General features: G+C 45.5%; 1 protein-coding gene. It reads right to left on the bottom strand.

All coding sequences use genetic code 11. The features are described from left to right. Window positions 1-91: 91 nt before the first annotated feature. Window positions 92-1,393 (bottom strand): NF041680 family putative transposase, encoded by a 1,302-nt coding sequence (locus QUA25_RS29145; protein ID WP_333043177.1) that lies wholly within the window; start codon window positions 1,391-1,393, stop codon window positions 92-94. Window positions 1,394-1,498: the final 105 nt, after the last annotated feature.

The following is a 1,498-nucleotide window of genomic DNA, read 5'->3' as shown; positions in this document are numbered from 1 at the left end:
CTGGAGTTTAGACTAAAAAACGATCGCATCTAAAAGTAGCTGCCTTTCAACAGAAGGCAAGTTATTGCTCAAAAACTCAAAAGAGAGGAGATTAAACAACTAATCTTGAAGACTTTTTGCGTCGAGAAACCCGTTTCTTGACAGTGGGATATCGCGGTGCCTTAGTCCGTACCTTTCCTGTTTCCCAGCCCGGAGATTTTCCCCTATGTTTAGGTGGTTTCGTAGGAGTACCAATGTCAACTAAAACCGATAACATTGATTGGGCAACACGTCCAGGAGTTAAATCGATCGTAGCAGACTGCCAAGGCAGTCGATGTTCGAGAACTAAATCCCTAGCCAGCCAGAGTTGCCAACTCATCAACGGCATTAAATCACTCCAACGCTCAGATTGTTCGGGAGTTCTCAAGTTAGGCAATGTCCAATGTAATCGTTGCTTAGCAAACCGATACCAATGATCCACTCCAAAACGTCGTAAATACTTCAACCAAACAGTTTCTAAGGGTAGAGCTCGTTCTCCCACCCAAACCAACCACAAGGGTGGAAACGGCTGACCGCTTGACATGGGATTCATTCTTTCGACGAGGATTAAATTAACAGGATGTCCCGGCGCACGATAAAAATGTAAGTCAAGCCATTGACTGACTCGGACTTGTCCCAACTGTGGATGTTCATCAATTTCAATCACAGTATCCGTTTCGAGCCATGTGGTTGGGTCATTGAGTCTCATTTTGAACCCGTGTTTCCGTGGTCTACCGCGACCACTATAGGCTGGTGGTGCCGACCACAAACAGGCATTCTTTCGGACTCTCATTAAGCAATCAGCTTGAATATCTGCTTGGGCTAATACCCAAGTTGCATTGCCATATTCTCGATCTAAGACTGCTAATACTGGGTTGACGCTCTGTTGACAGACAAGTTTGAGTTGGGAAGCTGCTTGAAGTATGGGCGAAGACCCACTACTAATTCGTTCATGGAGTAGGGGTAAGGCCCAACTTCCATGAGCTTCAGGTATCCAGGCAATTGTACTGTAGCCCTGTCCGATAATTACGCCCCCCTGATATTCATGGGTTCTGTCTTTTAAGGTTTTAGCGTCTGGTCTCCCCCATACAGTACGATCAATCGCCACTAATATATGTTCTGTTGCGGGTACTTGCTGTTCTAATTGCTCTCGATACAACTCCATCAGTTTTTTTCGGTCAGGTCTACAGTCTTGTAAGGCTTCATAGATACTTGACCATTGTCGATTGAATAGCGGGCTGAGTGAAAATTCTGCCAAACAAGACGCATTCCTGGTGGTCATCACTGCATCCATCAGCTCGAATGTGGCATCTTTCGCTCGCACCAATAATTCGTATGCTGCTTGACGAAAGTCCTTTAATCGTTCACTGTTCATTGAGGGAGTCAATAGGTTTTATTTTTCACCCTCATTCTCTCCCGGCGCGGTGGCTCAAGTCCTGCTTTTGCCACCCTTCTCTCTTTTTTAGTCTAAACTCCAGTA

Source organism: Microcoleus sp. Pol17C6 (assembly GCF_036701145.1).
GTDB lineage: Bacteria > Cyanobacteriota > Cyanobacteriia > Cyanobacteriales > Microcoleaceae > Microcoleus.
This window is presented reverse-complemented; position numbering and strand designations above follow the sequence as displayed.

Bases quoted from the DNA above. Each gene is read 5' to 3' on its own strand.
- QUA25_RS29145 (WP_333043177.1), bottom strand. From the start codon at position 1,393: ATGAACAGTGAACGATTAAAGGACTTTCGTCAAGCAGCATACGAATTA.